Source organism: Shewanella sp. MBTL60-007 (genome assembly GCF_019654915.1).
Classification (GTDB): domain Bacteria; phylum Pseudomonadota; class Gammaproteobacteria; order Enterobacterales; family Shewanellaceae; genus Shewanella.
This window is the reverse complement of record NZ_BPET01000026.1, coordinates 15640-39923: the sequence shown is the minus strand read 5'-3', so window position 1 is coordinate 39923 and position 24284 is coordinate 15640. Positions and strand designations below refer to the sequence as shown.

At 44.8% G+C, this 24284-nt stretch carries 25 protein-coding genes and 1 other RNA gene; 9 read left to right on the top strand and 17 right to left on the bottom strand.

The window, feature by feature from the left end:
- Positions 1–105 precede the first annotated feature (105 nt).
- Both K5Q92_RS11605 and K5Q92_RS11600 read right to left on the bottom strand, forming a co-directional pair.
- Positions 106–1236: an S-(hydroxymethyl)glutathione dehydrogenase/class III alcohol dehydrogenase gene (locus K5Q92_RS11605; protein WP_259649550.1), complete on the bottom strand. Its 1131-nt coding sequence runs from the start codon at positions 1234–1236 to the stop codon at positions 106–108.
- A gap of 224 nt (positions 1237–1460) precedes the next feature.
- Positions 1461–1727: a DksA/TraR family C4-type zinc finger protein gene (locus K5Q92_RS11600; protein ID WP_220769163.1), complete on the bottom strand. Its 267-nt coding sequence runs from the start codon at positions 1725–1727 to the stop codon at positions 1461–1463.
- A gap of 259 nt (positions 1728–1986) precedes the next feature.
- On the opposite strand from K5Q92_RS11600, the gene K5Q92_RS11595 reads away from it, so the two are divergent.
- Together K5Q92_RS11595 and K5Q92_RS11590 are read left to right on the top strand one after the other, a co-directional pair.
- A complete protein-coding gene (locus K5Q92_RS11595; protein WP_220769162.1) occupies positions 1987–2862 on the top strand; it encodes a LysR substrate-binding domain-containing protein in 876 nt (291 codons plus the stop codon).
- 665 nt (positions 2863–3527) lie between these two features.
- Positions 3528–4592, top strand: coding sequence for a M43 family zinc metalloprotease (locus K5Q92_RS11590; protein ID WP_220769161.1), 1065 nt, complete (start codon positions 3528–3530; stop codon positions 4590–4592).
- 176 nt (positions 4593–4768) lie between these two features.
- Here the strand turns inward: K5Q92_RS11590 and rnpB are convergent.
- Both rnpB and rsmI read right to left on the bottom strand, forming a co-directional pair.
- Positions 4769–5114: RNase P RNA component class A (gene rnpB, locus K5Q92_RS11585), an RNA gene on the bottom strand.
- Positions 5115–5186: 72 nt separating this feature from the next.
- Positions 5187–6029 (bottom strand): 16S rRNA (cytidine(1402)-2'-O)-methyltransferase, encoded by an 843-nt coding sequence (gene rsmI / locus K5Q92_RS11580; RefSeq protein ID WP_220769160.1) that lies wholly within the window; start codon positions 6027–6029, stop codon positions 5187–5189.
- Positions 6030–6131: 102 nt separating this feature from the next.
- On the opposite strand from rsmI, the gene K5Q92_RS11575 reads away from it, so the two are divergent.
- From K5Q92_RS11575 to K5Q92_RS11560, 4 genes are all read left to right on the top strand, one after another.
- Complete coding sequence (locus tag K5Q92_RS11575) at positions 6132–8060, top strand: penicillin-binding protein activator (protein ID WP_220769159.1); 1929 nt, start codon at positions 6132–6134, stop codon at positions 8058–8060.
- A 102-nt stretch (positions 8061–8162) separates the two neighbouring features.
- Positions 8163–8501, top strand: a complete 339-nt coding sequence (locus K5Q92_RS11570) for a YraN family protein (protein WP_220769158.1) — start codon at positions 8163–8165, stop codon at positions 8499–8501.
- Between the two features lie 72 nt (positions 8502–8573).
- Positions 8574–9167, top strand: coding sequence for a phosphoheptose isomerase (locus K5Q92_RS11565; protein WP_012153519.1), 594 nt, complete (start codon positions 8574–8576; stop codon positions 9165–9167).
- Entirely contained in the window at positions 9164–9733 is a 570-nt protein-coding gene (locus K5Q92_RS11560) for a BON domain-containing protein (RefSeq protein WP_220769157.1), read from the top strand. The genes K5Q92_RS11565 and K5Q92_RS11560 overlap by 4 nt, the downstream gene beginning before the upstream one ends.
- A 34-nt stretch (positions 9734–9767) precedes the next feature.
- Here the strand turns inward: K5Q92_RS11560 and K5Q92_RS11555 are convergent, their stop codons facing one another.
- Positions 9768–10652: a DMT family transporter gene (locus tag K5Q92_RS11555; protein WP_220769156.1), complete on the bottom strand. Its 885-nt coding sequence runs from the start codon at positions 10650–10652 to the stop codon at positions 9768–9770.
- 143 nt (positions 10653–10795) lie between these two features.
- Between K5Q92_RS11555 and K5Q92_RS11550 the strand changes: the two genes are divergently transcribed.
- On the top strand, positions 10796–11668 hold the full coding sequence (locus K5Q92_RS11550) for a LysR substrate-binding domain-containing protein (RefSeq protein WP_220769155.1): 873 nt from the start codon (positions 10796–10798) through the stop codon (positions 11666–11668).
- Positions 11669–11734: 66 nt separating this feature from the next.
- Here K5Q92_RS11550 and trpS read toward each other — a convergent pair whose 3' ends face one another.
- The 3 genes from trpS to rpe are packed head-to-tail and all read right to left on the bottom strand — an operon-like array spanning position 11735 to position 14127.
- Positions 11735–12745, bottom strand: coding sequence for a tryptophan--tRNA ligase (gene trpS, locus K5Q92_RS11545; protein ID WP_220769154.1), 1011 nt, complete (start codon positions 12743–12745; stop codon positions 11735–11737).
- Positions 12746–12750: 5 nt separating this feature from the next.
- Positions 12751–13449 carry a phosphoglycolate phosphatase gene (locus K5Q92_RS11540; protein WP_220769153.1) on the bottom strand — a complete coding sequence of 233 codons (699 nt, stop codon included), beginning with the start codon at positions 13447–13449 and terminating at the stop codon, positions 12751–12753.
- Between the two features lie 3 nt (positions 13450–13452).
- Positions 13453–14127, bottom strand: a complete 675-nt coding sequence (gene rpe, locus K5Q92_RS11535; protein ID WP_220769152.1) for a ribulose-phosphate 3-epimerase — start codon at positions 14125–14127, stop codon at positions 13453–13455.
- Between the two features lie 200 nt (positions 14128–14327).
- Between rpe and K5Q92_RS11530 the strand changes: the two genes are divergently transcribed.
- The gene (locus K5Q92_RS11530) at positions 14328–14666 is read left to right on the top strand and encodes a hypothetical protein (protein ID WP_220769151.1); all 339 of its coding nucleotides are present in this window, start codon (positions 14328–14330) and stop codon (positions 14664–14666) included.
- Positions 14667–14674: 8 nt separating this feature from the next.
- Positions 14675–14860, top strand: a complete 186-nt coding sequence (locus tag K5Q92_RS11525; RefSeq protein ID WP_220769150.1) for a DUF2970 domain-containing protein — start codon at positions 14675–14677, stop codon at positions 14858–14860.
- A 25-nt stretch (positions 14861–14885) separates the two neighbouring features.
- On the opposite strand, the gene K5Q92_RS11520 is transcribed toward K5Q92_RS11525, so the two are convergent.
- The 9 genes from K5Q92_RS11520 to K5Q92_RS11480 all read right to left on the bottom strand — a co-directional run bounded on the left by K5Q92_RS11520 (position 14886) and on the right by K5Q92_RS11480 (position 23999).
- Positions 14886–15725, bottom strand: a complete 840-nt coding sequence (locus K5Q92_RS11520; protein ID WP_220769149.1) for a Dam family site-specific DNA-(adenine-N6)-methyltransferase — start codon at positions 15723–15725, stop codon at positions 14886–14888.
- A 54-nt stretch (positions 15726–15779) separates the two neighbouring features.
- Positions 15780–17183 (bottom strand): AAA family ATPase, encoded by a 1404-nt coding sequence (locus K5Q92_RS11515; RefSeq protein ID WP_220769148.1) that lies wholly within the window; start codon positions 17181–17183, stop codon positions 15780–15782.
- 153 nt (positions 17184–17336) lie between these two features.
- Entirely contained in the window at positions 17337–18416 is a 1080-nt protein-coding gene (aroB, locus tag K5Q92_RS11510) for a 3-dehydroquinate synthase (RefSeq protein WP_220769147.1), read from the bottom strand.
- A 3-nt stretch (positions 18417–18419) separates the two neighbouring features.
- Positions 18420–18935 carry a shikimate kinase AroK gene (gene aroK / locus K5Q92_RS11505; protein WP_202723319.1) on the bottom strand — a complete coding sequence of 172 codons (516 nt, stop codon included), beginning with the start codon at positions 18933–18935 and terminating at the stop codon, positions 18420–18422.
- A gap of 216 nt (positions 18936–19151) precedes the next feature.
- Positions 19152–21203 carry a type IV pilus secretin PilQ gene (locus K5Q92_RS11500; RefSeq protein WP_220769146.1) on the bottom strand — a complete coding sequence of 684 codons (2052 nt, stop codon included), beginning with the start codon at positions 21201–21203 and terminating at the stop codon, positions 19152–19154.
- Between the two features lie 21 nt (positions 21204–21224).
- On the bottom strand, positions 21225–21740 hold the full coding sequence (locus K5Q92_RS11495; RefSeq protein ID WP_220769181.1) for a pilus assembly protein PilP: 516 nt from the start codon (positions 21738–21740) through the stop codon (positions 21225–21227).
- Positions 21740–22360 carry a type 4a pilus biogenesis protein PilO gene (locus K5Q92_RS11490; RefSeq protein WP_220769145.1) on the bottom strand — a complete coding sequence of 207 codons (621 nt, stop codon included), beginning with the start codon at positions 22358–22360 and terminating at the stop codon, positions 21740–21742. Before K5Q92_RS11490 ends, K5Q92_RS11495 begins: the two co-directional genes overlap by 1 nt.
- Positions 22357–22932, bottom strand: a complete 576-nt coding sequence (locus tag K5Q92_RS11485) for a PilN domain-containing protein (protein WP_220769144.1) — start codon at positions 22930–22932, stop codon at positions 22357–22359. The genes K5Q92_RS11490 and K5Q92_RS11485 overlap by 4 nt, the downstream gene beginning before the upstream one ends.
- Entirely contained in the window at positions 22920–23999 is a 1080-nt protein-coding gene (locus K5Q92_RS11480) for a pilus assembly protein PilM (protein WP_220769143.1), read from the bottom strand. The genes K5Q92_RS11485 and K5Q92_RS11480 overlap by 13 nt, the downstream gene beginning before the upstream one ends.
- Positions 24000–24284 lie beyond the last annotated feature (285 nt).

Here is a 24284-nt window from a genome sequence, read left to right as displayed (position 1 = left end):
ACTCCTATAAATTCTTTAAACTAATTCTTTAAAGCTTAATCTTTAAAAATTAGGCCTCTAAAAACATCAAGCGCCCGAAAGCGCTTGATATTTTAGACAATAATATTACTTGTCGAAGTGGATAACTGTACGAATACTCTTACCTTCGTGCATTAGGTCGAATGCTTCGTTAACTTGCTCAAGACCCATAGTGTGAGTAATGAAGTCATTTAACTTAAACTCACCTGCCATGTAACGCTCAACGTATTCAGGTAGTTCAGAGCGGCCTTTAACACCACCAAATGCGCTACCTTTCCATACACGACCTGTTACTAACTGGAATGGACGAGTTGAGATCTCTTGGCCTGCACCTGCAACACCAATAACAACTGACTCACCCCAACCTTTATGACAGCACTCTAATGCACTACGCATAACGTGTACGTTACCGATACACTCGAATGAGTAATCTACGCCGCCGTCTGTAAGCTCTACAATCACATCTTGGATTGGCTTGTCGTAGTCTTTAGGGTTGATGCAATCAGTAGCACCAAGCTTACGCGCTAGGTCAAACTTGCTTTCGTTGATATCGATAGCAATGATACGTGAGGCTTTTGCCATTGCCGCACCAATAACAGCCGACAGACCAATACCACCCATACCAAAGATAGCAACAGTTGCGCCTTCTTCTACTTTAGCGGTGTTCATTACCGCGCCCATACCAGTAGTTACACCGCAACCTAGTAGACACACTTCTTCAAGTGGTGCTTCTGGGTTCACTTTCGCTAGCGAAATCTCAGGTAATACAGTGTACTCAGAGAATGTTGATGTGCCCATATAGTGGAAGATAGGCTGACCATCTTTAGAGAAACGAGTGGTACCATCAGGCATCAAACCTTTACCTTGAGTTTCACGGATCTTCTGACAAAGGTTTGTCTTACCAGACTTACAGAATTTACACTCACCACACTCAGGTGTATAAAGCGGGATTACATGGTCACCGACTTTAACGCTAGTTACGCCTTCACCGATAGACTCAACGATACCGCCACCTTCATGGCCAAGAATACAAGGGAAGATACCTTCTGGATCGTCGCCTGAAAGAGTAAATGCATCGGTGTGGCATACGCCAGTCGCAATCATCTTAACGCGCACTTCACCCTTTTGCGGTGGCATTACATCTACGATTTCCATTGAGAGTGGTTCGCCAACTGCCCAAGCAACTGCGGCTCTTGATTTGATTGTTTGTGCTGTCATCTTGTATTCCTACTTTTAATAAACTTTAAAGTACGGTGTGTCACCGTAGTGGGTATGGAAAGATTATAACTACCTGTTCAACATTGATAATCCCATCAAACAGTAATTTACCTTTACCATATGGTAATAATCTTTTGGGAAACGGCCTTATTTACGACAAAAGCCTTTCCTTAAATAATGACTAAGCAGTGTTACTGCTTAGTTTCACTTTATTCACAGATAATCTAGCGTAATTGGCTATCTTTGCTGCCTCGGCGATTAAACAAATGTTGCTTTGCCTGGCTGCTATCGATTTCATTTTGACAATGAATACAGAGTCGAACGCCCGGAACTGCTATACGCCTAGCCTCGGGGATCTTCTCATCACACTCTTCGCAATACTTTAAACTGACTCCAGTCACTAGACGGCTCCTCGCCGCTGCGACTGCGTCCTCGACACTGCTGTCGATTTGGTCTTGTACTGCACCATCTCTTGACCATCCACCTGCCATCTTGAAACCTCTACATGACAATTGTGTTGCTCAAAACGATTAGACTCACTAGCGTCAATGAACCAACCATTAATCTATAGTTGAAGCCTTATCGTTAGTCGACACTGAACCATTAACTTTGATTAGCGACTCAAAGAGCTGCCTCTCAATTTCGATGCTGGCTATTATATTTGTTTCTCGATAAATGATAATTGGCGATAATTACAATTATCTTTTACCATATAGTAAATATAAGATTCATTGAAGATGAGGGAACCTGATGTTTAATTGGGAAGGAGTGAGTGAATTTGTTGCCGTCGCAGAAGCGGAAAGCTTTACCAAGGCATCGCAACGATTAGGCATATCGACTGCGCAAGTGAGCCGCCAAATAAGTGCACTCGAGACAAGGCTCGCTTCTAAGCTGTTTCATCGCACTACCCGAAAAGTGTCAGTGACCGAAGTGGGCCGCATCTACTACCAGCACTGCCGACAGGTACTTGATGGCTTAGAAGAAGCCGAACGAGCCATCACCAACTTACAAACAACTCCCAGAGGACTGCTAAAAATCACTGCACCGGTAACCTACGGTGAAAAAACTATTGCTCCACTGATTAACGATTTTGCGGCGCTATATCCTGAGCTTGAAGTTAAGCTAAACCTGAGTAACCAAAAGCTGGACTTAATCGACGAAGGCTATGACTTAGCCATTAGATTGGGTCACTTAGAAGACTCCAGTATGATGGCAAAGAAGCTAAGCAGCCGTACCCAGTATGTTTGCGCTTCTCCAAGCTATATTTCTACTTATGGAATTCCCCATTCGCTATCGGAACTTGATCAACATAACTGTTTAATCGGCACCATGGATTACTGGCGTTTTCAAGAGAATGGCAAAACCCGTAATGTACGTGTGAAAGGCAGCCTTAGCTGTAATAGTGGTCATGCCTTAGTTGATGCGGCAATTAAAGGTATAGGCATAGTGCAATTGCCAGATTATTACGTTCTGCCCTATATTGAAGATGGCCAGCTGACACCGCTACTTGAACAGAACCGTCAACCAGAAGAGGGAATCTGGGCACTCTACCCCCAAAACCGCCACCTCTCCCCTAAGGTACGTATGCTATTAGAACACCTAACGGAAGCCCTGAAGCAGGCCTAACATAGCGGCTATTTTGGCCCATAGCCTAAGCTACGGGTCAAAAGTGATTTTCATTTAAAGTTCATTGTTACAATTACTATGCTAACGATAATGAGCGCCAGCTAAAGCCTCGCGGTTGATCATATCTAGCGTATTCCCATTGCGCCCTAAGACGATTGGCAAATTATGTCTCGTATCGTGATGATTGATCGTGCGCAGCCGGACAGGAGCTTCTAGATCCCGGTGAGAATAACCAAGATGATTTGACTCTAATTAAGCGGAAGGCCACCTGATTGCAAGCCTAGTTTTCACCAGTTTGCTAGTCGCGCTAATTATTCTCAAACGTGTCAAAGCCAGCCAACAATCATACTTTTTGCTTTTAATTCAAAAACCTATCCGCAATCAAGTCTGCGATGATAATGGCAAGCTTCCTCTCTAGCACTAAGCTAAATACTGCTCAATAAGCAGGCTTAAGATTGACTGACTCCATCTTCTAACCAGCACCGGCAATTTACATTTTGTTTACATTAACTGTTTACAGCCGCCAAATTTTGATTATATTGTATACAGAATATTTTATCTGTTAAAGCTCAAGCTGATAAAGCTGTTATTCGATTTATCTTTGTATCTTCACAAGAGTAGAAGCAAAGAAACTAAATTAAAATCAAATAATAAGAGTAACTAAAATGAAAAAACATTTTAAAATATCTATCTGTGCAACCCTTGTCGCCGCTTCATCATTCTCAATGGCAAAACAACCTGAATTTAGTCAGCACCATTGCAAGGCAGCAGAAACCAATGCTCAGCATTATCGTAACTTTCCGAGCGCGCTACTTGAAGCACAGGAACGTCACGCCAACATCGGCAAGGTTCAGCAATCGAGAGCAATGGCAGGAAACGGCAACTCTGATACATCTCAATCCCCCTATTCACTAGCCAACGAAGTTTCACCTGACTATGTCATTCCTGTTGTATTTCATGTTTACGGTACTGTTCATAATGGTGATACCGTCAATGATGCGGTCATCATCGACGCCTTAAATAAAACCAATGCTGACTTCCAAGGGAGAACCGCTGACTTTGCCGATATAGATCCTGAATTCCAATCTATAAAGGACTCTCTAAATATTGAGTTTCGCTTAGCCACTATCGATCCTAATGGTAACCCAACCTCCGGCATTATTTACTACCCTGAATCTTCTGGTGCAGGAAACTATTCCAGCTCTGATGTTAAGCGCGATCACTGGGACAACTATCGCTATATGAACGTTTATATTCAGAACGATCTTTACGCAGATGGAGTAACAAACAACTCTGGCGTAGCTTGGTATCCAGATACTGGAATGTCTGACGATGGCTTGGCTCGAGTTGCATACAACGGCGCCTACCTTGGTACAAACACAGATGAAAACTTCCGTTCAGTGCTGACCCACGAGTTTGGTCACTTCCTCGACCTTATTCACACCTTTGAAGGTGGCTGTAAGCGCGGTGCCGAAAGACGCTGTTCAACAACTGGAGACAACACATGCGACACTCCACAACAGAACAGTTGGCAAATGAACCCCGGAGATGGTGGCATTCTTAACTGTATGGGACAAACCATTAACTGGCAGAACTTTATGGCCTATTCAGATCAATATGCCAACTATACTCAACAACAGGTCGATCGCATGATCAATGGCTTAAGCAGCCCATCAAGGGAAACACTATGGTCAGCGTCTAATTTAGCCGCAACAGGCGTGGCAAACTAATGATAGCCCTCATAAAGTCGCGCTATCGCCAGGCTAAAGATAGAAGAGAGTAACCAACAGCCACTTGCGAGATGTGGGGTTCTATTTGGATAGGTGACATTGATACCCGATAAACCGCTGTTCATCTCGCAGATAGCAAAAAGGCCTCACATTTCTGTGAGGCCTTTTATTATGAATAGGTGAGTTGGCCGATAAGCCGGGTCCTGTCGTGGACAGTTATTCATCTAGGCCTGCAATCGCTCACAGGCTCAAGCGACCTACCCGGTCCCAACGCGAGCAGCGCCATACGGGACCCTATTTGGTCTTGCTTCGGGTAGAGTTTACCTTGCAACGGACTATTACTAGCCGCCCGGTGCGCTCTTACCGCACCCTTTCACCCTTACCAATCCGAAGATTGGCGGTCTCCTCTCTGCTGCACTTGTCGTCGGTTCACACCGCCCAGGCGTTACCTGGTACCCTGCTCTTTGAAGCCCGGACTTTCCTCCCCGCTCTAATGAGCGCGGCAACTGTCTAGCCAACTCGGCGCGGATTATAGCTAAGCTCAGGCAACAAACCAAGGACTTTCACAAATCAGCTTCACTCAAAGCTAATCTATTAGAGACCGATCGCTAATCCGTGCTTATAAAGTGCATTCTTTTTAATGTCGTAAATCTGTCCAGCAACGGCAGCAGCTTTCTTAAGTGGTAGCTCTTCACACAGCAATTTAAGCGTATTTATCACTGTGGGTGAAAACTCTGACTCTTCGTCACTACGGTGGCCGTGACACATCAATACGATCTCACCACGCTGTTGATTCGGATCATCTTTAACTGTCTGTAAAACCTCACCTGCTGCACCCGTTAAGAAGGTCTCGAAAGTCTTAGTGACTTCACGAGCCATAACGATTTCACGATCTTCCCCTAAAGCAGCCACGATAGATTCTAGGCTATGCACGATACGGTGCGGTGACTCATAGAAAATTAGGGTACGAGGATCGTCTTTTAATGCCGCTAACTTATCCAGTCTCGCCTTCTCTTTTGATGGCAAGAAGCCTTCGAACGAGAAGCGGTCAGAGGGTAAACCTGAGGCGCACAAGGCGGTGATCGCCGCGCAGGGACCCGGCAATGGGATCACATTAAAGCCCGCTTCGCGAACTTGCTTAACTAAGTGGTAACCAGGATCAGAGATCAGCGGCGTTCCCGCATCTGAAATTAACGCAACCGCCTCGCCATTGCCCAACTTTTGAATGATCCATTGAGCTCGGTCTCGTTCATTATGATCATGTAAAGCTGTCTTGCGAGTCTCGATACCGAAGTGACTTAACAACTTACCGCTATGACGCGTATCTTCGCAGGCGATAAGTGATACCTGATTCAACACCTCTAGCGCACGGCTACTGATGTCTCCTAAGTTCCCTATTGGTGTGGGAACAATATAAAGCGCGACCGACAGGTCCATATCTACCTCTGTATTGAGTATTGGCAAGAGTTTCTAACAAGACTTTCGCCAAGGGGAAGAGCAGGTTAAACTATTAGCAGCATCTTACCAGAGTGAAGACCCGTGTTAAAAAGACTGAATACAACTAAATTTATCTCTATCGCAATTTTATCTGCGATTTTGTTCGGTTGCGGCACGACGACTGCACCGGTAAAGCCTGAAAAGACTGAAGTTTCTTTAACGACTGTCACCAAGTCGTCATCGCAATATATGGCGCTAGCTGCCAATGAAAAAAATAAAGAAATCCGAGATAAGTATGTTTTACTCGCAGCTCATGCCTTCATCAATGAAGGAAATGGCAATGCTGCAGACAAAACATTGAAGTCAATTGCACAGGATATCACCCAAAAGCCTGAGTTAATGGCTGAACATATCTACCTGTCGGCACGTGCACTTGAGATGATCTCTACCTATGATCACGCCCTTAAGGTACTTGACTACCCAAGCAACTGGAAACTGCCAAACTGGCAATGGGTTAGCTACTACCAATTAAAGGCGCACCTATATCTGTTGCTAAACCAACCGATAGATCAAGTAAGGCAGCTAAGTCTACTCAGTCAGTATCTGCCTACCGCAGAAGCCTATGAAGTGAATGACACCATTTGGCGATCACTACAGCCGATTAATGAGCAAACACTATTAAGCTTTAGCAACGATACTGCCAATCCAATTTTTGCAGGCTGGGTGCAGCTGGCTTATATCGCTAAACACTATGCTATCGATCCTAACGATTTAGTGCGCCACTTGGGTAGCTGGCAGCAGCTAAACCCAAACCATCCCGCAGCGGCAAAGTTACCCACGGATTTAGAAAACGCGCTTAATACTCAGCCTTACCAACCAAAGAACATCGCCGTATTACTGCCACTGACAGGCCCTCGTGCCGTTGTCGCGAATACTGTTAAGCAAGGTATTCTAGCTAACTATATGGCTACGGGTGACGATAGCGTAACACTCAACTTCTTCGATACAGCTACTGGCGCACAGGGCGCCTACCAACAGGCTGTAGCGGCGGGCGCCGAGTTTATCATTGGCCCCTTATTGCAATCAGAGGTTGAGCAGTTACAAAATATGACTCCTGAGAGTCCAGTGGTAACATCTGTCGACACTGTAGCGAGTTCCAACGGCGTGGCTAATACAAGCGCTGTGACTAATACAATGGCTGTGGCACCTACAACATCGGTTGTAAGTAAAACCATTCCTCAGCTTTACTTAAACCATATCGATACCTTTACCGCCGATCCCGATAAGTTCTTTTTTGCACTATCACCGACCGATGAGGCTACAGATGCCGCTCAGCGCCTCTACAATGATGGTATCGAGCAACCGCTATTGCTTGTCAGCAACGATGCCGTTGGCCGCCGCATGGCTGAAAGCTTTAATACCCAGTGGAAGACGCTAACAAATACACCTGTCGAAACTCACTACTATGATCGCGGTGACAAGATGAAGGTCACGGTGCAAAAAGCATTAGGAGTGATCGACAGTAAAGAGCGTATCGCCCGTATTAAAGCGATTCTAACGCCTAAGATTGAAGCTGATTTTCGATCTCGCCGTGATATCGATGCGATTTACATGATCTCTGCCAGTCAAGACTTAGAGCTACTTAAGCCATTTATCGACGTTAACTTCAGTGTGTTTGCCGATCCGGTTCCACTCTATACTACTAGCCGTAGTCGAGTTGAAGGAAACAGCCGTGAAACAGCCGAAGAGCTAAATAATCTCACTATTAGCGATATCCCGTGGCTGCTATCACCCAATAGCGAAACCCAAATGGTCAATGAACTATGGCCAAGCTGGGGCAATAGTCGCAAGAGACTGTTTATCATGGGCTATGACGCACTGGATTTAGTGGGTAAACTGGCGCAGATGCGTGCCCTGCCAGGCTACCAGTTTTCAGGTCGTAGCGGCATGCTGTCGGTATTACCTGACGGCACGATTAATCGACAGCTCAGTTGGGGCCGTTACCAAAGAGGTAATTTACGTCCGCTCTAAATCCGATGAATAAAACTTTACAGTTAAATTAGCCGAGGCAAATAGTCTCGGCAGCCACTTTAAGATATAGTCAAATTGACGCTACAAGGATGAGCGAGTTTGATGTCAGACAACCCAAACCAAGGTCAGATTGCCGAATACACAGCTAGGCAATATTTGGAACAACAAGGACTCTCCTTTGTCGAACAAAACGTTCGCTACCGTTTTGGTGAAATCGACATTGTGATGAAAGATGGCAGCGATTGGGTTTTCGTTGAGGTAAAATACCGCTCTGCGTCTCGATACGGTGGAGCTGTTAATGCGTTAAGCCACGCACAAACTCAGCGAATAAGAAAGGCTGCAAGTCATTACATACAATTAAATCGAATCGATGCCATATGTCGCTTCGATGTTATCGCGGTCGATCTCCAAGGGATACAATGGATCCGCGATGCTTTTTAAATCGTTTAATTTTCATATGCTCCACGCAATTAAAATTGTAAGAGTGGACATACATAAACATAGGGTTTATCCATGTTAGAACGCATAAAAGACAGCTTTACGGAATCAATTCAAACTAAGATTGATGCATCTGAAGCCCTACCTGAGTCAATCGCAAAAGCTGCTGAGATGATGGTTAACTGCCTACTGGGCGGCAACAAGATCCTAGCTTGTGGTAATGGTGGTAGCGCTGGCGATGCACAGCACTTTTCGGCTGAACTATTAAACCGCTATGAAATTGAGCGTCCACCACTTCCGGCTATCGCCCTTAGTTGCGATACCTCGACTATCACTGCGATTGCTAACGATTACAGCTATGATGAGATCTTCTCTAAACAGATCATGGCACTAGGCCAACCAGGCGATATTCTGTTAGCGATTTCAACCAGTGGTAACTCTGGTAACGTCATCAAGGCGATGGAAGCGGCATTGAGCCGTGACATGACGATTGTGTCACTAACCGGTAAAGATGGCGGCGCGATGGCAGGCCTACTGAGCGTCAATGATGTTGAAATTCGTGTACCTTCTAACGTAACGGCACGCATTCAGGAAGTTCACCTGCTAGCGATTCACTGCCTATGTGACAACATCGACCGCACACTCTTCCCACAGGACGAGCAGGCATGAGAGCACTGCTCCCATTAATCGCTATTATGTTAATGCTGCAAGGCTGCGCTGGAGCCATTATGGTCGGCGCGGTCGGCGGTGCAATGATGGTTAATGACGAGCGTAGCTTTAAGACCCAGATTGATGACACCAATGCCGACTTTAACGTCTCTAGCGCATTGGCTTCTCATGACGATTTAAAAAACCAAGCCAATATTAGCGGCATAGTCATGAACTCCAACGTATTGATGATTGGTCAGGCGCCAAATTCGATGCTAAGAGATAAAGCCATTCGTGTAGTAAAAGAGCTGAAAATTGGCGGAAAAATCCATAATCAGATCCGTATCGGTAATCCGACCTCATTTACCACCCGCAGTAACGACACTTGGATCACTACCAAGGTAAAGGGTCGCATGCTCAATGAGAAGGGTTTGGATGTCACCAATATCAAGGTCGTTACCGAAAACGGTGAGGTGTTTTTGATTGGCTATGTTGAGCGAGCACAGGCAGATTTAGCTGTTGAGGTCGCTCGAAATACTGCTGGCGTACGTAAAGTCATTAAGGTGTTCGAATACACAGACTCTTAGCCTGTAAACGATATGCCACCAGCAGTGAGAAGAATCATCCAGCCTTTTGCTCGATGATTTTTTTTGGTCTTAAATAAGCAATTCGAGCCGTTATCCATGGGATAATCAAAGATGGCAACACAATAAAGCCTGCACCTATCCAGCTTAATCCATCTAACCACTCATCAAACAGCAACCAGCCAAACAACACGCAAAATAGTAGTCCGGTATACTCAGCAATCGCGATTTGGCTCGCCTCGGCCTTACGATAAGCCAGCACACATAGCCAGTGATAGGCCAACAGGAAGCTATTACTCAGTGCCGCTATGCCGATTAAGCCCCAACTTATGCCCTCAAAACCCTGAACCAACACCATAACCAAGGTGAGTGGAATGCTGAGCAGGTTATACAGCATAAGCGTCACACTGGGGTTCTCTGTATCAGGTAGCTTGCGCAGTGCCAGCTGATTCAGGGCAAAGGTAAATGCCGAGATTAGCACAGCAATACCGAACCAGTTAATTTCGCTGGGGCGCAGCAGAATCAAAATACCGATAAAGCCCAAAATAGTCGCAAGCCATTGAGTCGGAGTGACTTTTTCTTTCAAAAAGATTGAGCCCATCAGGACTATCATCAGTGGTGCCGAGAAAAATAACGAACTAACGGTAGCCATCGGCAGTGACATCAAGCCCATGATCAAGCACACCGCTCCCAACGCACCGGTATTAGAGCGAAAGAAATGCACCTTCAGATATTTAGTCGTAGGTCGCTTTGCGTAAAACCATAGCGGCATTAACATCAATACCGACAATATCTGCCTAATTAATAGGAAAGTCGCGGCGTTACTATCTTCTGGCATCCACTTAATAGAGACATCATAAAGCGCACTAAAAAGGTTGCCAAAAATTAGGATTGCCATGGCGATCATGACATTAGATTTCATCTGCTATTCCACAGTACAACTGAATTTGAGCGCATGATATCGCCCGCAAAACCTAAACTAAAATGATGTTTTTTCGCCAATCATGAATTAAATTAATACTATGATTGAGATCACCTATTAAATTCATACTTAAGGCTGCGGACATGCGCAAACTACCACCACTTAGGGCTTTACAGGTTTTTGAGGCTGCTGCCAGACAGTCACATTTCTCCCGTGCGGCCACCGAGCTTTGCATTACCCAAAGTGCGGTATCTCATCAGGTAAAGCAGCTTGAAGAGCACTATGGTGAGCGCCTGTTTAAACGAGAAGGACGACAGCTTCGACTCACAGTTAAAGGGGAGTTGTTATATCGGGAACTGGAACGGATCTTCAACGAACTTAGCGATTTAAGTATGCAGATCAGTGGCGACAGTAATGATCAACTGCGGCTAGCGGTTTATAGCTCATTTGCAATCAAATGGCTGATCCCACGGCTCAGCGACTTTCGGCGCCAACATCCACAAATAAAAATTCGCCTCGATATGATAGCCGATGATCCCGAGCTAAGTGATAGCGTTGCAGATATGTTTATCACAGGACAAAGTGGTCAGCTGGGTTATTACCATCAGTCTTTGCATAAGGAGCGCCTAATTCCGGTCATCAGCCCAAGTCTGCTAACAGCAGAAAGCCCACCTCTTAACGAATTAATGGCTCATCCACTGCTTACCGTCGACGAAGGGCCATTAGGCTTAGACTGGGACAGATGGTTTGTCGCGAACAACTTAACTCTTGCTCCGGAGCAACAACAGCATGTTTTTAGCCATGTATTAATGGCTATTGAAGCCGCTATTGCTGGGCAAGGAATTGCACTAGCATCGGACTTTATGGTGCAAGCTGATATTGAAAGGGGGCTGTTGGTGGAGCTAGATCTACCGGATATTTTAACGGGCTTTGAGTTCTACTTCAGCTGCAAGCAGCGACGCCTAAAAGAGCCTGCTATCGCCGCATTTGTAGCTTGGTTAAGCCAACAAAACTAAGCCCATAAAACTAAGCCAATAAAAAAGCCAGCAAACAATGCTGGCTTTCTTGTTAAGCATATAGAGTTAAACGATAAGACCGATCTTCTCGTATACGCTCTTAAGTGTGACTTCGGCACGCGCCTGTGCTTTCTCAGCACCATCTTTCATCACTTGATTCAAGAAGGCTTGGTCTGCACGGTACTCTTTAAAGCGCTGCTGTAGCGGCTCAAGCATACCAACAACCGCCTCACCCGTTGCCACTTTCAAGTGACCATACATCTTACCTTCAAACTCGGCTTCGATGCTGGCAATCGACTGACCAGTACAACCAGACATCAAGCTTAGTAAGTTTGATACACCTGGTTTTTCAGCAACGTCAAAACGCACTACTGGCGGCTCTTCACTGTCGGTCATCGCCTTCTTAATCTTCTTCATGATCGCCTTTGGATCTTCTAGTAGGCCGATAACGTTATTACGGTTATCGTCAGACTTAGACATCTTCTTCAGCGGATCTTGTAGTGACATAACCTTAGCGCCGTGCTCAGGGATGAATGGCTCAGGGATCACGAAAGTCTCACCATAGGCGTTGTTGAAGCGAGTCGCGATATCACGAGTAAGCTCTAGGTGCTGCTTCTGATCTTGACCCACTGGGATCTCGTTCGCTTGATAAAGCAGAATGTCAGCTGCCATCAGCACTGGGTAGCCAAATAGGCCAACGTTGATGTTGTTAGCGTGCTTTTGCGACTTATCCTTAAACTGCGTCATGCGGTTTAGTTCACCCATCTGGGTGTAACAGTTTAATGCCCAACCAAGTTGTGTGTGCTGTGGCACCTGTGACTGGATAAATACCGTGCTCTTCTTTGGATCAACACCACAAGCCAAGTACAGCGCTAGAGTATCAAGACAGGCTTCACGTAATTTAACTGGATCTTGTCTGACAGTGATCGCATGCAGGTCAACGACGCAATAAAGGCAATCATGACTATCTTGCATCGCAACCCACTGACGTAACGCGCCCATATAGTTGCCGATGGTTAGCTCGCCTGATGGCTGAGCACCGCTTAGAACTACTGGTTTCGTTAGGGGTGTCGTCATTTTGTTTATTGCTCCGTTGCTTTATCGCACTGACTGAGTAGCGCGGTTATTTCACTAAATTGTTCACATACGGCATCTGGGCCGCTTAGCCCAATATCTTCACCGTAGTTATAGCCGTAGGTCAAGCCCACAGAGGCTACCTTAGCCGCTTTTGCCGCTAATATATCGTTCTTTGAGTCACCCACCATCAGCAACTGCTCAGTTTCTAGCTGCCACTCATGCAAAATATGCTGCAGCGGTAGCGGATCAGGCTTCATCTTAGACAATGAGTCCCCACCAAGCACTAGACTAAAATAACCGTCAATATTGAATGCTTTCAATAATGGGACGGTAAATTCATAAGGCTTGTTGGTCACGATTGCTAGGGGGTAGCCCGCTTGCTTAAGCTGTGATAATACCGTTTCAACTCCAGCGTAAAGAACGCTGTGTTTCTCTAGGTTCAGCTTATAAAAATGCATAAAGCGTGGCATGCAAGCTTCTAACTGCTCTTCGCTCACCTGAGCGTTGAGTGCAAAAGAGAGTGCTCTTCGCATTAGCATCTGCGCACCATTACCAACCCAGCTACGCACCTGCTCATCACTACATTGTGGCAGCTCAAGCTCTGCTAGAGTTGCGCGTGTGGCTGCAGCAAGATCGGGCACGCTGTCGATAAGCGTGCCGTCTAAGTCAAATGCTACCGCTTTAATTTGACTAAACTTGTTCATCGGCTACGCCTCGACGCTTGCAAGCTCTGCACGCATCTCATCGATCACTGCTTTATAGTCAGGGCAATTGAAAATAGCAGAACCCGCAACAAACATATCAGCACCGGCCGCAGCAATCTCAGCAATGTTATCGACCTTAACGCCACCATCGACTTGCAGGCGAATGTCATAGCCACTGTCATCGATAAGCTTACGCACCTGACGTAACTTATCTAAAGTAGACGGGATAAATGACTGCCCACCAAAACCTGGGTTGACCGACATCAACAAAATAACGTCTAGCTTGTCCATCACGTGGTCAAGATAATGCAGCGGCGTTGCAGGGTTTAGCACGAGTCCCGCTTTACAACCCGACTCTTTAATCAACTGTAGAGTGCGATCCACATGTTCGGAGGCTTCAGGGTGGAAAGTAATAATCGATGCGCCAGCTTTGGCAAAATCAGGAATGATACGATCGACAGGCTTAACCATCAAATGTACATCGATATCTGCGGTCACACCATAGTTACGCAGTGCCTGACAGACCATAGGGCCAATCGTTAGATTTGGTACATAATGATTATCCATCACATCAAAATGAACCACATCAGCCCCTGCGTTTAATACCGCATCGACATCTTCACCTAAACGAGCAAAATCAGCAGATAAAATAGAAGGAGCAATCAAAAATGGACGCATATCGAACTCACCTGAATGTTTAAGAAGTACGCTATTCTACCTGTTGCAGCCATAGCCCTCTACACCCTTGAGCGCATTTCAGGTAATTAGCTGGGGTAAAATATTTCATTCGGTTAGCAAAATAGGATTAAAATGTAAAAAATGTTTAAAATATAGACGGCTTTGCTATACTAGTTCGACTAGGCGAAAAAGGAGGGGCGATGAAAGGATTAACTCAGAACAGAGCAGTGATAAAATCAACTGCTATTCTTGCGCTTGCTACTTCTGCAATTGTAACGCTTGCCTTGTCATCTGCGCCTACTGAAACAACAGCAAACGCGGCTTGTGCTTGTGACAGTGCTAATAGTCAATATAACCCGAGTCTCCCCGCAAGCCACCCGAGCAACCGCTGCGCAAATCAGTCTCACGATCTGAGCTGGAAAAGCTGGTTAACCGGTAAGAGCCACACTAATCAGCTACACTTTATCGATCTATTTGAGCTGCTATATGGTCACGAAAGTGCACCTATCAGTAAAAATACTCCACTAAACGGCAAGTAATAGGTTAGATGCTACGGCGTTTCTGGCAAATACTCTCGAGCACTTTATCTGCATTCTTTGGTGTGCAAACAGAACAAAATCGTATTAGAGATTTTCAAACCTCATCACCCCTTGCCTTTATCATTATGGGCATAATACTGGCGATGGTGTTCGTGGTTATGCTTCTGCTTATTGTTAATCAAGTACTAGCTTGATTAACGAGAATAAACACGAGCTAAGTTAGTCATTTTCGCTGTGATAGGAATCATCATACAAGGCCATCAACTCATCGACCTTCTTGCGGCCGCTTCCCTTCTGACTAATATTACGTTGCACTTGTATCGTACCAAAACGCGCACCATGATATAGCTCTCGCGTTAAAGGAATATCATGATTACTGATCAACACAGGAATACCCCGCTCAATCGCGGTATGACGTGCGTGTCTGGCTAGTAGAGCCTGATCGTCTAGCGAGAAGCCACTGCCCACATATGTGGTAAAGCTAGCGGTTGTCGATAATGGCGCATAAGGCGGATCGCAATACACCACATCTCCAGATTGAGTCATATCTATCGCTTGCTCATAACCGATACAATGAAACTCGGCATTTTGCGCCTTAAGCGAGAATGCTCGGATCTCTTTCTCTGGGAAATAAGGTTTTTTATATGAACCAAATGGCACGTTAAAGCCACCTTTACGGTTATAACGGCACAGGCCGTTAAAACCATGACGATTCATATAAAGAAAATATACTGAGCGCGTAAAGGGATCTTTGGTCGCATTAAAAGCCGCACGGATCTTATAGTAAGCTTCCTTGTCGTTCATTTCAGGAACGAAAAGCGCCTTTGCAGCTTCGATATATCTATCGGGCTCTTTTTGCACTATCTTGTATAGGTTAATCAAATCTTGATTAATATCGCATAGCAGATAGCGGCTGTAATTAGTATTGAGGAACACCGAGCCTGCGCCCACAAAGGGTTCAACCAGACGTTCGCCTTCAGGCAGGTACTCAGCTAAGGCTTCAATCAGTTTAAATTTTCCGCCAGCCCACTTCAAAAAGGCCCTTTGTTTTTTAATCATTTAAATTGATTGAACACTGTGAAAAAAAGAGAGCTGATGATTGTACTCTGTTTATTATTGAATTTCACGACTTGGTAGTACATCTTGTAGCTCATATTCATTAAGATTTTGCCAAGCGCGGATCCAAGGGTCTGAAATTCCGGTTTTTGTCGTTAACAACGCCGCTTGCTGTTTAGCAACTTGAGCGCTGTTAAATTCACCAAATAGCACGACCCAACGCTGCTTATAGCGTGCAACCCTCACCTCAGGTATATCCTTAAGGGTCGCTAACATTTTATAAAGCGAATCTAGCTGCTTAACACTCGCAAGTTGCAGTGTGTAACCTTGGGTTGGCCTGCTCAACGAACTCGCTTGTACAGCTTTTGTCTTTGTGACTACAGCTTGTTTACTGTCGCTACGGGACTGTGACTCCTGAGGCTTTTGCTCCTCAGTTTCAGAGGTAAAAGTCGCAATGGGCTTAACTTTATATGTCGCAACAGGCTCAATACCGTTAACGACAATCTCTTCATCTTCTACCCGCTCAGATTCTTGCAGCTTAGTGCCTTGCATTGATTGTGAATCAGTGCCCCTTGAGTAACCTGCTAATAACTGCTCGCCATACTCAACAAGAAAACGGCTATCTGAATCGGAACTCGCTTTAGCATCGATAGCAAACTTAACTTCACTCGAAACTGAGGTTTTCTTATCGACTTCACCATCTAGCAGTAACCAACTAATTAGTAAAACAGTGACAATAAGAAATGAGGCTGACACTATAGTTCTGAGTCGAGAGTTTTTCGGCTCTTGTTGCTCATCACCATTAAGCGCTAGTTCAAGCAGATCAACCACCTCTTTCGGCGTCCCGCGCTGTACTTCCAAACGATTTTTAACTATGTCTCTAGGAGTAAAAGGTTGCTGCTCACTGCGGCTTAGCAGTGTGTAATACAAACCTTCTCGTTCCACTTGCTCTAAGGGCTCAATATGAATTGGGAGAACTTGCTCTAATAGTGACTCGGGGAGCTGGGCGGCCACGTCATCAAAAAATGCCATGGGTGAGGTCATAACAACCTTGACTGACTTATTCCCCAAATTCATCTGACTGAGTACGATGCACTCAGCCCAGATCTCAAGAGGTAAAAGATGGGCGTCATCGAGCACAATGCAGCTAGCCGCGGGTAGGGAATCCACCACACGAAGCAGACTCTCTGGTAACGGGATCTCGTCGTCAAAAACAGGATCGCTGAGTAACTGAACCAACACCTTACGCCGGATCTCGGCACTATCACAATGTTTTGGACAGATAACAAAAGCCGAGCTATGCCGCTCGAGCTCATTGAGTAAAGCCGTAACGAGCGTGGTTTTGCCTGCGCCATCTTCTCCTGTGAGCACCATTAGCTGTTCGCCATACAGGCTGATATGTAACAAGCGATGCAACAGAGATTCTTGGCTGGGTAATAGGGTTGAATCTGAAAACGACATCTAAAAGTTGCTCCCATCAGATAGAAGCTCTAATACCTTAATTTTAAGGCACAAAAATTCTCGGCTATGCAACACATTGATAGCCTGAAAAGGAGAAGTAAGGTTTTGATTCTCTATAATGAGTTTAGCGTTCACCAATCACCTGCAACATAACTATGCGCAGTTGATAACCTCTTCCAGTAACTCATCGGATACATCGCTGTAGATCCCTGCAAGGCCAATGCCTTTGGGTAACACCAATCGTAACTGCCCTTTGAGTACCTTCTTGTCTCGGCGCATATGCTTAATGAATTGTTCAAAATTCATTGTTTCAGGAGCTATTGTGGGTAGGTCGAATGCCGCTAACAGTGCTGTAATACGACAAACAATTGACTCATCCACTAGCCCAAGCTTATTTGAGGTTATTGCAGCAAGGACTGTGCCAGCAGAAACGGCTTCACCGTGTAGCCAAACTCCATAGCCCATTTCGGCTTCTATAGCGTGACCAAAGGTATGACCAAGATTTAGCAATGCCCGCACGGCCTGCTCGGTTTCATCTTTCTCGACTACTTCCGCCTTGATTTCACAGCAGCGACTAATCGCATACTCAAGCGCATCTTTATCCAGTACCTTCAATGCTTCAACATTGTTCTCAAGCCATTGGAAAAAGTCTGCATCCCAAATAATGCCGTACTTAATCACCTCGGCCATACCCGCTGCAAATTCACGCTTAGGCAATGTACTCAAGCAGTTAGTATCAATTAACACGCACTTAGGTTGATAGAAGGCACCTATCATGTTTTTACCTAGCGGGTGATTAACTGCTGTTTTGCCACCAACAGATGAATCAACCTGAGACAAAAGCGTTGTAGGGATCTGGATAAAATCGATACCGCGCTGATAACTGGCCGCAGCAAAACCTGTCATATCACCAATAACACCACCGCCAAGAGCGATCAAAACCGTATCTCGACCAAGATTTTGCTCTAGCAATGAGGTGAAAATCGCATTCATCTGCTCGAGGGTTTTATACTGCTCACCATCTGGCAAAATGACAGGTTTGACGCACGCGAAATCCGACAGCATAGCTTCTACCTGTTCTAGATAGAGAGGCGCTATCGTTTCGTTGGTGACAATAAGGATATTTTTAGCTTGAAGATAGCGAGCCAATAGCTCGCTACTTCTAAACAAGTTCTGGCCAATTTCGATGGGATAACTACGTTCTCCGAGTTCAACCAGAACTTGCTTTGTCATATCTTAAAAACCTAACTGTTCAATAATTTGGTTTGCAACCACTTTGGCGCTCTGCTCGTCAGTCTTAACGATGACGTCAGCAATCTCTTCGTAAAGAGGATTACGCACCTCGGCTAGACTCTCTAGCACTTCTCTTGGGTCATCGACCTGTAGCAATGGACGACGCTTATCTCTTTGCGTACGTGCAACCTGCTTATCGATAGTCGTTTCAAGGTAAACAACGATGCCGCGTGCAGAAAGATTGTTACGGATCTCTTTGCTCTGAATCGAACCGCCGCCAGTTGCTAATACAATACCTTGCTTTTCGGTTAAGTCTGCAACAACCTGCGTTTCGCGATTGCGGAAGCCCTCTTCACCCTCAACATCAAAAACCCATGCGATATCAGCACCTGTGCGGTTTTCAATTTCTTGATCTGAATCGTGGAACTCTAAGTGCAGCATCTGCGCCAGATGACGGCCTATAGTGCTTTTACCAGCCCCCATAGGGCCTACTAGGAAAATATTACGTTTTTCGGCCATTGATTTATACGTCTGAATCTTATTGAAGTTTGCCTACGCCAACCCAAATAACGTGAGTTGACCTTTAATGTTACCTTGCTCTATTGAGACTTGACCGCTGATTATCTCAGCTAAATGCCATCTATGGCAAGCGAGTAATGCATTTCTATCAAAAATGTATCGACCAAAATGACAAAGCCAGCGTCAATTACGCCGGCTTTAAAAATATCTTTTCGCTTACAGCGCTTCAGAGACGATCTTTGGCGTTACGAAAATTAACAACTCCTGACGCTCATTCTTATCGGAGGTGTTTCTGAACATAAATCCAAGATAAGGAATGTCACCTAAGATCGGAACCTTACTGACTCGGCTAATAAGCTGCTGCTGGTAGATCCCGCCCAGCACAATCGTTTCACCATGGTCCACCAGCACTTGGGTACCGATGCGCTGGGTATCGATTGATACCGCCTGCCCCGTTGGTGTATCGACAGTTTTACCCTGAGAGTCTTGAGTGATTTCAAGATCCAGAATCACTCGATTATCAGGGGTGATCTGCGGAGTCACACGCAGTGATAGCACCGCCTTCTTAAAGGTGACAGTTGTTGCACCACTAGAGCTCGCCTCAACATAAGGGATCTCAACACCTTGCTCAATGAATGCAGCCTTCTGATTAGAGGTAGTAATACGCGGGCTCGCAATAATCTCACCCTTATTTTCCTGCTCCAATGCGCTTAACTCAAGATCTAGCACGGTACCATCGGCAAGTTTAGCTACATGAAACGCAATACTTGTCGGGTTTGCCACTGCTGCTGGCAAGTTAACGTTTAAACGATCATCCAAACCCGGAATAATACCGTTGGCAATATCCCCCGCCCCTTCTAGGCTACCCGAGGTCCCTTTATTGCCTTGTTGATCGGTTATCCCCCAACGCACACCAAGATCTTCTGAGACATCATCTTTTACCGTTACCATGCGGGCCTCAATCAAGACTTGCTTAATTGGGATATCCAGCACTTCAATTAACCGATGAACATTCTCTAGCGTCTCCTCAGTATCTTTAACTAATAGAGTGTTGGTACGCTCGTCGACTGCGACGCTGCCACGGCTGGTTAGCAAACTAGAGCCTTCCCCTTTTAGCAGAACCGCAATATCCTTCGCCTTCGCGTAGTTAATTTGCAGGTATTCAGAATAAAGCGGTGCAAGCTGTTCCACTTCCTGCTTATTCTTAAGCTCTTGGCTCTCACGAATGGCGATCTCTTCGCTTGGCGCAATCATCAAGATATTACCTTCGATACGCTTATCTAAGCCTTTAGCCTGAAGAATAAGGTCAAGCGCTTGATCCCAGGGCACATCATCGAGCCTTAGCGTAATATCGCCTTCAACTGTATCACTGGTAACCAAGTTGAAGTTATTATAATCAGCAATGATCTGCAGCACCGTTCTCACTGAAATATTCTGGAAGTTTAGTGATAGCGAGCGACCATCATACTTCTTCTCCTCCTTAACGATATTCATGCGCTCTGCTTTCTTCATCGTTAATTTAAATAAATCACCATCTTGCTGATAGTTATAGTCATAGTTACCGTCGATATCGATAAGGAAGCGGGCCGTTAAATCCTCTTTAAAGGTTTCAAAACTCTTTACTGGCGTGGCAAAGTCGTAAACATCCATCACGTATAAAAAGTCGCTATTAATCTCAGTGTTATATAACTTAAGCTCGAGCTTAGCGCCGACCTGCTCTACGTTAGCAGCAACAGAGCTATTATTTAACTTAACAAGTAGCTCGCCACCGCCGTCTTGAGTTCGGCGAAAATCAATATTTTCAATACTGTTAACGAAGGCGTTATCGATGCCTGAGTTTTGATCCACGATTTCATCATTAATCGTTAAACGATAAGTATTACCAACAACCTTGCCCTGATACGGTTTAACATCATCAAGACCGACAAAAACTTGTAAATTACTACCATTGGGTACAGTGCTTACTGTTTCTACACCAACGGTTTTTATCGGCAATGTCTGCTTCTCTAATGCAGAAATCGTGTCATTAAAGCCTAGAATAATCTGCGCAGGTGAAGCTTTAAGATCGATATCTGGTTCTTGGATATCATTCTCAAATACCAACTGTAGCTCTAGCTGGTGATCAACTACCGCATGGTACTTAACATCGACTAATCGGTTTGCAGCTAATGAATGCGGACTCATACCAAGGATTAATGCAAAACCAATAACTGTCTTACAGAAAGACATTACCTTGTAGCTGGCCTTTGGCGTAATTGAAGATCTCATTGTTCCCTCAGTCATCTCTTATTATTCTCCAGTCAATTCCATACTGCTATTACGTTCCGTCCAGCAGCCAGATCCATCTGGGATTAATTCTATTATCTCGACAGTTTGCGGCGTTACTTTGGCGATCTTGCCATGGTAGAGACCTAAATATTGGCCTACTCCTAAACGATAAACACTGCCATCGGTTGTCTCTAATAAAGCCCAAATCTCTTCTTGCTCGCTTAGGGTTCCACGCATCTTCAAATTATCTAATGCATAGGTTTCTAATCGTCCTTTACGGCGTTTAAGATCGGGTTGTAAACAGTCCTTAGTTGTATCGATAACCTCTTCAGTTAATTCTCTTGAAGGTGGCACATAAGGACTTCTCATTAAGTCTGCTTGATAAGCAAAATGTTCAAACTTAGGTGTTTCTTTCAACGGAGGGATATGCGCAACGTGCTGTGCTTTCGTTGTGGTAACAAATAACTCAAGATCACTCTTATCACCAATGCAGCCCGTTAATAAAACGCTGCTCATTAAAAGTGGTAGCAGTTTCATCATTTCGCTGCCCCCTTTTTCTCTTTCGCGGGCAATTCCGCTCCCTCTTTAAAACGGTAGGTTTTGGCGAGAATATCCATTCCCAGTTCGCCAGTGTCATTCCGCTTAATAACAAAATCATGCAGACTTACTATTCGTGGCAATTTCGCGACACCACCAACCAGATGGCCTAGTTCATGGTAATCACCACTGACGACTATTTTGATAGGGAACTCGATATAAAAATCACGTGTGATTTCGGACTCCCAATCTAGGCTATTAATGTTCAGCCCCGAGTCTGTCGCGACAAAGGTAATATCATCGAGCAAACCTGGCATCTCATTTTTTGAAGGCAGCATCTTTAACAACTCTGCAAATTGCACCTCCATCATCGCGAGCTGTTCACGATACAATTTTAGGTTCGCAGCCAGTTGATACTTAGCCTTGAAGTCATCCTTTAACTGTTGCTCTTTTTGCTGCTCTGCATTAAGTACATCTATCGCATCAGAGATAAATAGGAAGTAACCGCCTACAAATACACAGACTGCCAATAACACTGCAAAAACAACTTTCACTAACTGCGGCCAAGCGCCGATGTTTTCAAAATCAATATCGTTAAATTGGCTTAGATCGAGGTTCATATGTTTGCCCCCTCAGTCTTTGCTATTTCATCGCCGTTGACAATCGTCACTCGTAAAGTAAAACGCTGTAGCTGCCTTAACTCTTCATTTTGTGCCTTAATCGACTGCATATTAGGGTCTTGTAACCAAGATGAAGCTGCCACTTTTCTCATCATATTGGCGACATTATTGTTAGACTCACTGCGACCCTCAATCCACAAGATACTCCCTTTCTTTTCTATACTCGACAGGTAGATCCCTGGGGGCACAACACGAACTAGCTCATCTAGAACATGGGTCGGCAAGTTTCTAGATTGCTGTAAACCTAAGATAATCTCGGTTCGTCTCTCGATATCTTTCTTACGCTCACGGATCTTAGTAATCTCGGCGATTTGCGAATCGAGCAACTGAATTTCTGCCTGCAGGTAAGCGTTACGACTTTTCTGTTCGTCCACAAACATATCGATCGTCATCAGTGACAGATAAACCACTAATCCAGAAACCAAAAACACCAGCGCCAGTATGCCGGTATAATCTCGCTTCTGTTTTTCCCTCGCCTCTTCACGCCATGGTAATAAGTTTATGTTCGCCATTCTGAATAGCTCCTTAGCGCCAGTCCGCAGGCCAACATATATTTACTAATTTGAGGTTGTAAATGCGCTTTTATCGCGTCATCTGCATGCAGGCAGCCTTGGAAGGGATCGGCAATGATCGTGTGGACACCTAACTCATTAGTCATGAGGCTAGCCATACCCTCAAGCTTCGATGTGCCTCCGCACAACACGATATGATCGACTTTATCTCGCCCGCTAGAAGTGCAGTATATTTGCAGTGTTCTTTTAATTTGCTGTAGCAACTGAGTTTGGAATGGCGATAAGACTTCAAAAACATAGTTGCGTGGCAGATCACCGTCTAGCTTAGCTTTTTCAGCTTGCTCATAGGTCATGCCATAAAAGGATAGAATTGACTGGGTAAACTGCTCCCCACCAAAAGCTTGTTCGCGAACAAATGTGGTTTCACCGTTTTCTACAACCGAAAATGTTGTAATGTTGGCACCAATATCCACTAACGCGACCACTTTATCGCTGACATCTTCGGAGAATTGTCCCGCGATCATGTCAAAAGAGCGCCCCAAGGCATAACCCTCAACATCGACCACTTTAGCCTCTAGATTTACCGCATCAAGAGAATCACTTAAGCTATCAATATTTTCTGTTCGACATGCACTCAACAACACATCCACTTTTGTTGGGTCGGTGCGATTTGTACTTAGAGTTTCAAAATCGATATTCACTTCATCGAGGGAGTAAGGAATAAGGTTATCGGCTTCAACCTCAATCTGTGCCTCCATCTCCTCTTCACTTAAGGCCGAATCCATATAAATAACTTTGGTCATTACAGCTGAACCGGAAACTGCAACGGCGGCATATTTGGTCGACTTAGGTAATACTCGCTTTATTTGCTTTAACGCATCAACAACAGCTTCACTATCACGAATTTCATGATCATTGATGGCTCCCTTTTTCAAAGGAACCGCTGCATGGCTTAATATTTTATATCCATCAGCTGTCTTGCTCAGCAGTATTGCTTTTACCTCATGGGAGCCAACATCAATCCCAACCATCTGCGGAGCCTGACGCTTCCAAAAATTAGAAAGCATAGTCCAAAGTCACTTTTATAGTTATTGTATCCAAAGTAGATTAGCACAAAATCAACTCGTTATAACTATTTGTACAAAATGTTTCCGCATTTTACAATCGCCATTTTTTTGACTTCAAAGCCACACTAGTTCGCAACCATGACGCGATCCAACGTTAAATTGGGTTACATTTACGACACAACTACTATATCTGCCACTATGTTCTCGATATAAACTAAAAAACAGTATTAATAGCTCATAAAATGTGAGTTTAAATAATTTAAAAATTTAAAAATTAATTTCACT

What these genes read in the sequence shown, in the direction of transcription:
- K5Q92_RS11550 (WP_220769155.1), top strand. Translation starts at nt 10,796, where the DNA reads ATGCGCAAACTACCACCACTTAGGGCTTTACAGGTTTTTGAGGCTGCT.
- K5Q92_RS11595 (WP_220769162.1), top strand. Translation starts at nt 1,987, where the DNA reads ATGTTTAATTGGGAAGGAGTGAGTGAATTTGTTGCCGTCGCAGAAGCG.
- rpe (WP_220769152.1), bottom strand. Translation starts at nt 14,127, where the DNA reads ATGCGTCCATTTTTGATTGCTCCTTCTATTTTATCTGCTGATTTTGCT.
- K5Q92_RS11555 (WP_220769156.1), bottom strand. Translation starts at nt 10,652, where the DNA reads ATGAAATCTAATGTCATGATCGCCATGGCAATCCTAATTTTTGGCAAC.
- K5Q92_RS11485 (WP_220769144.1), bottom strand. Translation starts at nt 22,932, where the DNA reads ATGGCGAACATAAACTTATTACCATGGCGTGAAGAGGCGAGGGAAAAA.
- K5Q92_RS11525 (WP_220769150.1), top strand. Translation starts at nt 14,675, where the DNA reads ATGCTACGGCGTTTCTGGCAAATACTCTCGAGCACTTTATCTGCATTC.
- K5Q92_RS11520 (WP_220769149.1), bottom strand. Translation starts at nt 15,725, where the DNA reads ATGATTAAAAAACAAAGGGCCTTTTTGAAGTGGGCTGGCGGAAAATTT.
- K5Q92_RS11570 (WP_220769158.1), top strand. Translation starts at nt 8,163, where the DNA reads ATGTCAGACAACCCAAACCAAGGTCAGATTGCCGAATACACAGCTAGG.
- K5Q92_RS11495 (WP_220769181.1), bottom strand. Translation starts at nt 21,740, where the DNA reads ATGAAACTGCTACCACTTTTAATGAGCAGCGTTTTATTAACGGGCTGC.
- aroB (WP_220769147.1), bottom strand. Translation starts at nt 18,416, where the DNA reads ATGACAAAGCAAGTTCTGGTTGAACTCGGAGAACGTAGTTATCCCATC.
- K5Q92_RS11540 (WP_220769153.1), bottom strand. Translation starts at nt 13,449, where the DNA reads ATGAACAAGTTTAGTCAAATTAAAGCGGTAGCATTTGACTTAGACGGC.
- trpS (WP_220769154.1), bottom strand. Translation starts at nt 12,745, where the DNA reads ATGACGACACCCCTAACGAAACCAGTAGTTCTAAGCGGTGCTCAGCCA.
- K5Q92_RS11560 (WP_220769157.1), top strand. Translation starts at nt 9,164, where the DNA reads ATGAGAGCACTGCTCCCATTAATCGCTATTATGTTAATGCTGCAAGGC.
- K5Q92_RS11490 (WP_220769145.1), bottom strand. Translation starts at nt 22,360, where the DNA reads ATGAACCTCGATCTAAGCCAATTTAACGATATTGATTTTGAAAACATC.
- K5Q92_RS11600 (WP_220769163.1), bottom strand. Translation starts at nt 1,727, where the DNA reads ATGGCAGGTGGATGGTCAAGAGATGGTGCAGTACAAGACCAAATCGAC.
- K5Q92_RS11515 (WP_220769148.1), bottom strand. Translation starts at nt 17,183, where the DNA reads ATGTCGTTTTCAGATTCAACCCTATTACCCAGCCAAGAATCTCTGTTG.
- K5Q92_RS11590 (WP_220769161.1), top strand. Translation starts at nt 3,528, where the DNA reads ATGAAAAAACATTTTAAAATATCTATCTGTGCAACCCTTGTCGCCGCT.
- K5Q92_RS11500 (WP_220769146.1), bottom strand. Translation starts at nt 21,203, where the DNA reads ATGAGATCTTCAATTACGCCAAAGGCCAGCTACAAGGTAATGTCTTTC.
- K5Q92_RS11530 (WP_220769151.1), top strand. Translation starts at nt 14,328, where the DNA reads ATGAAAGGATTAACTCAGAACAGAGCAGTGATAAAATCAACTGCTATT.
- rsmI (WP_220769160.1), bottom strand. Translation starts at nt 6,029, where the DNA reads ATGGACCTGTCGGTCGCGCTTTATATTGTTCCCACACCAATAGGGAAC.
- K5Q92_RS11605 (WP_259649550.1), bottom strand. Translation starts at nt 1,236, where the DNA reads ATGACAGCACAAACAATCAAATCAAGAGCCGCAGTTGCTTGGGCAGTT.
- aroK (WP_202723319.1), bottom strand. Translation starts at nt 18,935, where the DNA reads ATGGCCGAAAAACGTAATATTTTCCTAGTAGGCCCTATGGGGGCTGGT.
- K5Q92_RS11480 (WP_220769143.1), bottom strand. Translation starts at nt 23,999, where the DNA reads ATGCTTTCTAATTTTTGGAAGCGTCAGGCTCCGCAGATGGTTGGGATT.
- K5Q92_RS11565 (WP_012153519.1), top strand. Translation starts at nt 8,574, where the DNA reads ATGTTAGAACGCATAAAAGACAGCTTTACGGAATCAATTCAAACTAAG.